This is a genomic window from Acidimicrobiia bacterium, from assembly GCA_029210695.1.
Taxonomy (GTDB): Bacteria; Actinomycetota; Acidimicrobiia; order Spongiisociales; family JAHEDJ01; genus JAHEDJ01.
In genome coordinates, this window is record JARGFH010000099.1 from 1 (window position 1) to 7374 (window position 7374).

8 protein-coding genes are annotated in these 7374 nt (G+C 63.4%); 5 read left to right on the plus strand and 3 right to left on the minus strand.

Going from position 1 to position 7374, the window contains the following annotated elements; translation table 11 throughout:
• Window positions 1-132 precede the first annotated feature (132 nt).
• The 3 genes from P1T08_17780 to P1T08_17790 are packed head-to-tail and all read left to right on the plus strand — an operon-like array spanning window position 133 to window position 3299.
• Window positions 133-1050 (plus strand): ATP-binding cassette domain-containing protein, encoded by a 918-nt coding sequence (locus tag P1T08_17780; GenBank protein MDF1597932.1) that lies wholly within the window; start codon window positions 133-135, stop codon window positions 1048-1050.
• On the plus strand, window positions 1047-2234 hold the full coding sequence (locus tag P1T08_17785) for an ABC transporter permease (GenBank protein MDF1597933.1): 1188 nt from the start codon (window positions 1047-1049) through the stop codon (window positions 2232-2234). Before P1T08_17780 ends, P1T08_17785 begins: the two co-directional genes overlap by 4 nt.
• Window positions 2235-2285: 51 nt before the next feature.
• Entirely contained in the window at window positions 2286-3299 is a 1014-nt protein-coding gene (locus P1T08_17790) for a ketoacyl-ACP synthase III (protein MDF1597934.1), read from the plus strand.
• Window positions 3300-3302: 3 nt separating this feature from the next.
• On the opposite strand, the gene P1T08_17795 is transcribed toward P1T08_17790, so the two are convergent.
• Complete coding sequence (locus P1T08_17795) at window positions 3303-4046, minus strand: crotonase/enoyl-CoA hydratase family protein (GenBank protein ID MDF1597935.1); 744 nt, start codon at window positions 4044-4046, stop codon at window positions 3303-3305.
• Window positions 4047-4389: 343 nt separating this feature from the next.
• Here P1T08_17795 and P1T08_17800 point away from each other — a divergent pair, with 343 nt between their 5' ends.
• Window positions 4390-4638 carry a hypothetical protein gene (locus P1T08_17800; GenBank protein ID MDF1597936.1) on the plus strand — a complete coding sequence of 83 codons (249 nt, stop codon included), beginning with the start codon at window positions 4390-4392 and terminating at the stop codon, window positions 4636-4638.
• A gap of 204 nt (window positions 4639-4842) precedes the next feature.
• Window positions 4843-6195, plus strand: coding sequence for a PQQ-binding-like beta-propeller repeat protein (locus tag P1T08_17805; GenBank protein ID MDF1597937.1), 1353 nt, complete (start codon window positions 4843-4845; stop codon window positions 6193-6195).
• A 70-nt stretch (window positions 6196-6265) separates the two neighbouring features.
• On the opposite strand, the gene P1T08_17810 is transcribed toward P1T08_17805, so the two are convergent.
• Window positions 6266-6901: a class I SAM-dependent methyltransferase gene (locus tag P1T08_17810; protein MDF1597938.1), complete on the minus strand. Its 636-nt coding sequence runs from the start codon at window positions 6899-6901 to the stop codon at window positions 6266-6268.
• Between the two features lie 47 nt (window positions 6902-6948).
• Window positions 6949-7374: hypothetical protein (locus P1T08_17815; GenBank protein ID MDF1597939.1), on the minus strand; the 426-nt coding region annotated here is incomplete at its 5' end.

The window sequence follows — 7374 nt, forward strand, 5'->3', positions numbered from 1 at the left end:
GTGCCACGAACCCTGCCACAGCGGGGATCGTCCGGCAGGAGACCAAGTCACCAAATCCGCGACGGACCACTAGAAGAAGGGCCGATTGGTCCCCTGAACGGTCATCCGGACCCTGTGCTCCGATTAACAGACGTGGCAACGTGGCGGAGTAGTCGGGAGGTCTGGTTGCTTTCGCTGGTTGACCTTCACAAGCGGTTTGGCAATGTAGTGGCGCTGGACGGCGCAGGCTTCGACGTGGCGCCCGGACGGATCGTCGGATTCCTCGGACCGAACGGCGCCGGCAAGACCACGGCGATGCGTTGCGTGTTTGGCCTCGTCGATCCCGATGCCGGTTCGGTGACCTGGAATGGCACACCCGTCGACCATCGCGACCGCCTCACATTCGGCTACATGCCGGAGGAACGAGGGCTTTACCCCAAGATGAAGATCGGGGAGCAACTCGCCTATTTCGGCCGGCTTTCCGGGCTCAGCCGGTCGGATGCCGCCGCCGAAGCGTCCATCTGGCTCCACCAACTCGGACTCGCCGATCGCTCACTGTCCAAGTTGGAGGAGCTGTCGCACGGCAACCAGCAGCGCGTCCAGCTGGCAGCTTCGCTCGTCCACAGGCCAAGACTGGCGGTACTCGATGAGCCATTCGCCGGTCTCGATCCACTCGGAGTCGAGGCAATGGCCGACATCCTGCGCCGGCTCGCCGACTCAGGCATGGGCGTCGTGTTCTCGAGCCATCAACTCGACCTCGTCGAGGACGTGTGCGAGGACGTCGTCATCATCGACCACGGTCGAGTAATGGTCTCGGGAATCCTCGAGACACTCAAGAGCCGATCCGAGTTCCTCCACCTCGAAGTGACCGTCAACGGACACGAGTGGAAGCCGCAGAGTGCCGGAGCACAGTTCCTCGGCAACGCTCGCGGAAGCAATCGGTACCTGATCGACCGTCAGACCGACCTCGCCCAGCTCCTCGAACAGGCGCAGGCCGACGGAACGGTTACGAAGTTCGCGGTTGAACCACCCCGGCTTTCCGACATCTTCAGAGAGGCGGTGCGGCGATGAACACTTTCCGCCAGATCCTCCTCGTCGCCTCACGCGACTTCCTGCAACGTGCCAAGAGCCGCGCCTTCCTGGTGTCGATGGTTGTCATCATCGGGCTCGTTGCCGCGGTCGGGCCACTCATGACAATGGAGATGCGTGATGCGCCAGCCTACGAAATCGGCCTGGTCGGAACCCGACCGGGCGGACTCGAAACTGCGCTGTCCGAATCCGCCGGGGCGTTCGACAAGACGGTCGACCTCACCTCATACCTGAATACCGGTGAGGGCGAAGCCGCCATCGCCGACGATCGCGCCGATGTTCTCATCGTCGACGGCATCGAACTCGTCTGGAACGAGCGACCATCGCTGGAGCTAGCTTCGATCATCACGGCCGCCGTCCAAGGCATCGACCGCCGGCAAGTTATCGCCGATCTCGGCCTCAGCACCGGCGAAGCCGCCTCACTGCTCAGCCCGCCACCGCTCGATTCCCGCACGCTCAACGAACCCGACCCGGAGGCAGGGCCGAAACAGGTGGCAGCCTACGCAGGTTCGTTCATCCTCTACATCTCGATCCTGATGTTCGGACAGTTCGTGATGATGGGAGTGATGGAGGAGAAATCGTCCAGGGTGGTCGAGGTTGTCCTGTCACGGGTCCGACCACATGAGCTGCTGGCCGGCAAAGTTATGGGTATCGGCGTTCTCGGCCTCGTGCAGCTCATCTTGTTGGGCGGCGCCTCGCTGCTCATGGTGAGCATGTTCGATATCGCCGACGTGGACCTCGGAGCGCTGAGCATGCGAGTGCTGCTCTGGATCGTCTTCTGGTACTTGCTCGGCTTTGCGTTCTTCAGCGTCGTCTATGCGGCGATCGGAGCAACGGTGTCGAGACAGGAAGATGCCCAGAGCGTCGGGATGCTCCCGGTGATGCTGCTCCTCCCCGGCTACTTCGTTTCCCTGGCGGCACTCGAGAACCCGGACGGCACATTGGCGACGATCGGGTCGATGGTTCCTCCGCTCTCGCCGCTCGTCATGCCCATTCGCGCCTCGCTGACCGACGTTCCGTCTTGGGAAATGCTGATCTCCATCGCGCTGGTGGTCGCAGCAACCTACTTGCTGATCCGGCTGGGTGGGCGCGTGTACAGGGGTTCGATACTGAGAATCGGTGCCAAGGTTCCCCTCCGGGAGGCGTGGAGGTCGGCCGGCCAGTAGGAGAGCCCGTTCCCTGCCTACCATGGACTGATCACCAGGAGGAACGACGTGATGGCAGGGGTACGATCGAGGATCACCGGAGTCGGCGGTTTCGTCCCCCCCAGGGTCGTGACCAACGAGGACCTGGCGCAGTTGATGGATACATCGAACGAGTGGATCGTCGAGCGCACCGGCATCCATCAACGCCACTGGGTTGATCCCGAGACCACCACATCCGATTTGGCGCTCGAAGCCGCCAACGCTGCGCTTGCGTCGGCCGGAGTCGCCAACGAGGACGTCGACATGTTGATCGTTGCGACGCTCAGCTCCGACCATTTCTTCCCGGGCACCGCCTGTTTCCTCCAGACGAAGATGGGGATCAGCGAGATTCCGGCCCTGGACATCCGCCAGCAGTGCACCGGGTTCGTCTTCGCAGCATCGATCGCCGACCAGTTCATCCGGACCGGCATGTACCGCACGGTGCTGGTGATCGGTGCAGAGATCCACTCGAAAGGTCTCGATATCAGCGACGAAGGACGAGACGTCACCGTCCTGTTCGGGGACGGCGCAGGCGCCGTCGTCGTGGAAGCCACGGAGGCCGGAACTTCGAACGATCCGCAGATCTTCTCCACCCATCTGCATGCCGATGGCACCGGCGCCAAGGACCTGTGGGTCCCTTCTCCCGGGATGGCCTTTCCGGATGGGCTCGTGACCCACGCCCACCTCGACCGCGGCGACCAGTACCCACAGATGAACGGGAGATCCGTCTACGTGAACGCAGTGAAGCGGATGTCGGAAGGCATAGGAGAAACCCTGACGGCCAACAAAGTGACGATCGATGACGTCGACCTGTTCTTCTTCCACCAGGCAAACCTGCGGATCAACGAGGCAGTCGCCCAGCGGCTCGGGATCCCGACCGAAAAGGTCTACAACACGATCCATAAATACGGCAACACCACCGCCGCCACGATTCCACTCGGTATGCGAGACGCCGTCGAAGACGGCACGCTCCAACCCGGCATGCTGGTGGCGGTCGCCGCCTTCGGAGGCGGCTTCACCTGGGGTTCGATGCTGCTCCGCTGGTAGGCGTCAAACTAGGCCCCCGCCGTGGCGACCGGCGCCCTTCTCAAACCGCTCCGAGCCCTCGGCGGCGAGGTCGAGAACGCCCAGGCCGTGCAGGCGTTCGATTTCCAGACCTTCTGCGAGCGGCCGCCCCAGCCCTTCGAGCATCGCCATCCGGTCGGAGCGAACCGTCGGCTGGGGAAACGCCGCAATGGTGGCGGCCAACTCGAGCGCCGCCGCCACCGCAGTGCCGTCCGGGACCACCCGGTCGGCCAGTCCGATGCGCAGAGCTTCGCCGGCATCTACCGGCCTACCGGTCAGCACCAGGTCCATCGCCCGCGACAACCCGACCAGACGCGGCAACCGCTGGGTACCGCCATCCACCAGCGGCACCCCGAAGCGCCGCTCGAAGCACCCGAAGACCGCCCCCTCCCCCGCGACCCGCAGATCGCACCAGAGGGCCATTTCGAGGCCGCCCGCCACGCAGTATCCCTCGACCGCCGCAATCGTCGGCTTCGAGACGGTCATTCTCGTGAACCCGAGGAACCCCTCGGGACGGTCGACGAGGTCGAAGTCTTTGAGGTCGGCGCCGGATGAGAACACACCCCCGGCGCCGGTGAGAATGCCCAGGCACGCCTCCTCATCGGAGTCGAATCGAAGCCAAGCGTCACCCAGCAACTCGGCCGTCTCCAGGTTGATGGCGTTGCGCCGATCGGGTCGCTCGATCGAAATCAGTGCCACGTTTCCTCGTGACTCATAGCGAACCGGCATCGAAACCTCCTGTGCCTGCCATCCTGCCACGGTCCCATCCCCACCGACGGAAATCCCCGGGCATCGATCCGGTGATTTCCTCGTGTCTTCAGGGGGGCTTCGGAGCGCCCCTGAGGTGGGGATGCCAAGCCGCCAGATAGGTGGCATCCACCGATAGTGCCGTGCCTGCCATTGGGATACGGTCGACCTTTGACGACTCAACAATCAAACCCACCAAAAACGATTGCCCGCGGATCGCGCCGGCGCGATGCTGTCTATAGGCCCGTTCAACGGGCGGAAGCAACGAGGTGGGGGCACAGACGTGCCTAGCTCCGCCCGGGGAACCGGTCGGAAGGAGGGCGTGATGACGCTCACACGTGAGGCTCCCGTCGAGACCGCGGAAGCGGTCCGGGAGCAACTACCACCGGCCCACGTATCCTCGACGATGAGGAACCTGGCGCTGTTATTGATTGCGGTTCTAGCCATCACCGCCGGCATCGTTTTGGCGCTCGTGCTGATCGACTCGGAGCCGGCCGAAGTCCACGACTCGTGGATGAACCTGCCCGGTGCGGTCCAGACGGTGGAGATTCATGACTCCTGGGTGAACGGCTAGCCGGCCATCCCACACGTTTTTGCGCGGCAATGTCTCGCCGGACCCGGCATTTGCCGCGCAAAAACGGTCGTCGCACGATCCCGACGCCGCGTAGTGTTGATGCGAAGCGAAGGGGGACGTCGTGGATGCGCAACTCCAATCGCTCTGCCACGGCACGCGAATCAACAAACTTCCGTTGAGCAACCCGACTAGCGGGCGAGGGACATGATGAGGCCTCCGACCCTCGAACGGCCTCACCGTCCGGCAGTTTCGAGACAGCCTGCCCGGGTCTGGCCCATCCTGGCATTCTCGGCGATCGTTGTGCTGCTGGCCACCAACGCCCTCGCCTGGTATCTGCTCTTCCAAGACGAGTCACCAACCGACCAGCCAACGGCAAGTTCCCTCGCCCCCACGACGACGGTGACCCTTCCGACGATTACAGGCGCACCACTGATCATCGATCCCGGTGATCTCGGGGTGTACGGGCGGAACGACTTCAGGGGCAACATAGCTCTCACCGGCGAGACCAACGGAGGATTCCGAAACCTCGCGGGCAGCTACTGGGAGCCCGTCCGACCAGGGGGCTTCTTCGGGGCGGACCCCATCGCGTACGGGCGGTTTCTCTACGTGGTGAGCGCCACCCACGACGTCGTCTACGCCGTCGACCAGACCAGCGGAGTCATTCGATTCACCATGCAGACCAACGGCCGGATGCAGACCGCACCGGCGGTCGGGCAGTTCACCTATTCGACCGGGCCGGAGGGAACCAGTGAGACGGCCACCCGCCTCATCGCGGTCAGCGAGGACGGCACCGTGTACTCGCGCAACGCGCTCGGCGGAGGAAGTTCACAACACTGGCAGATGAATCTGGGATCCGACGTGTCGGCGGCACCACTCATCGCCGACGACAAGATCATCGTGGCGACTGAATCAGGATCTGTCATCGCGGTCGGAGGCGACCACGAGATCGTCTGGCGCTACCCGGTCCCCAATACCTACGTTTCGCCGTTCTTTCACACCCCGGCCATCTCCGACGGAACTATCTACGCGGCGGACGACAACGGCCGCCTCCATCTGATCTCGCTGAGCAACGGAGAGCCGATTTGCACCCCAATTGCCACGGGCATGCGCCCCTCGAGTCATCCCGTCGTTGCCGATAATCAGGTGATCATTCCGACGGACGGGTCCATCCTGGTGATCCCTACCGACCGGTGCAACGCGGCACCTCGCCTGATCGTCGACCAGATCGACTCTCCGCTCTCCCCCGCCTACGCAGACGGAACGGTCTACGCGGCTGAGAACTCCTTCCTGATGGCCTGGGATCTCGATACCCTGGCTGCGAACGTCTGGGACGGACCATTCACTGCCGGGAGCCGCATCACGACCCCTCCGACCGTTGCCGAAGGCGTCGTGTATTTCGGCACACAAGACGGAACGGTCTACGCAGTCGATTCAGAGACCGGCTCTGCCTTGTGGCAGTTCAAAGTTGGAGATTCCATCTTCGGCGGCCCGGTGGTCACGACGAACGGCATCTTTGTGATCACCGCCGACGAGATCATCTCGATCGCCGGCGGCTGACCGCAGATGGCAACAGGCGACAGTCAAAGGCTTTGGGCAATAGGCGATGGTATCCGACTTGGGAACCGGATCAGTCGACCCGCCTGAACAGGCCGTAGAGGAAATGCTGTGTACCGCCGGCCGGCGTGGCGTGCAGCTCTTCTTCGAACGTCACCGGATGGAACCGGCCTCCGAGGGCGGCGGCGAGACTCTCGGGGCCGTAGCGTCGAACCGGTAGCCCGCTGCACATGTACGGTCCCTGCAAACCGAACGTGGCCATAACAACGTGGCCCTGCTCTGCGAGGTTCGACTCCATGGTTCTCATATACCGGTCGCGCTCGTCATCCTCGGTGAGGAAATGGAACACAGCCCGGTCGTGCCAGAGGTCGAATCGTCGGTCGCCGCGGTAGGTGCCCACATCGCCCTCGATGAGCGTTACGCACTCACGGGCTCCCTGGAGCCTGGCTTCGACGTGCGTCAACGCGGCGCCGGAGATGTCGACTACGGTCACATCGCGGTACCCGCGCTCGATCAGGGCATCACACAACAGGGAAGATCCGCCGCCGATGTCGACGATGCGCTGGAACGGCTCTACTCCAGACCGTTCGATGCGACCCAGCGAGAGGCGGGGCATCGGCTGAAACCAGGTGAGCTGGTCGGGATCTCGCTTTCGATGAACGGCATCCCAGTGATCGGGTCCGGCCCCCAGGTGCTGTCGAGATTCCACCGGGACATTGTTTCACACCGCTCCGCAGTTGTGGCCCGAAAGGCGCGTCAGATTCCGGCGAACGGGCTCGCCTCACCGACCTCGGTGCCGCAGATCTGGCAGTTCCCGATGCCTTCGACGACCACAGAATCGCAACTCGGACAGCGGAGGCGCTGGCGAAATGCTCGCCCATCCTCGGTTCCGTCGACCTGGTCCATCGCCCGTATGCGCTCGTCGAGTTGCTCCTTGGTGAACCCGGACTCTTCGAGGAGCGACCACATTGCCTCTACCACCATGACCAGCCGATCGAGTCGATCGTTTACATCGTGCAGCTTGGAGGCCGGGCCTTGATTGAAGGAGTTGGCTGATGCCGCCATCCCGGCGGCCCTTCCAGCCTGCCGCGAGCCCATGACATAACCGGCGCTTCGGAATTGAGCGGGGTGTAGGGGTTCCCGGTTGATTAGGAGGGCTCTGCCAATCTGATGGTTACTACG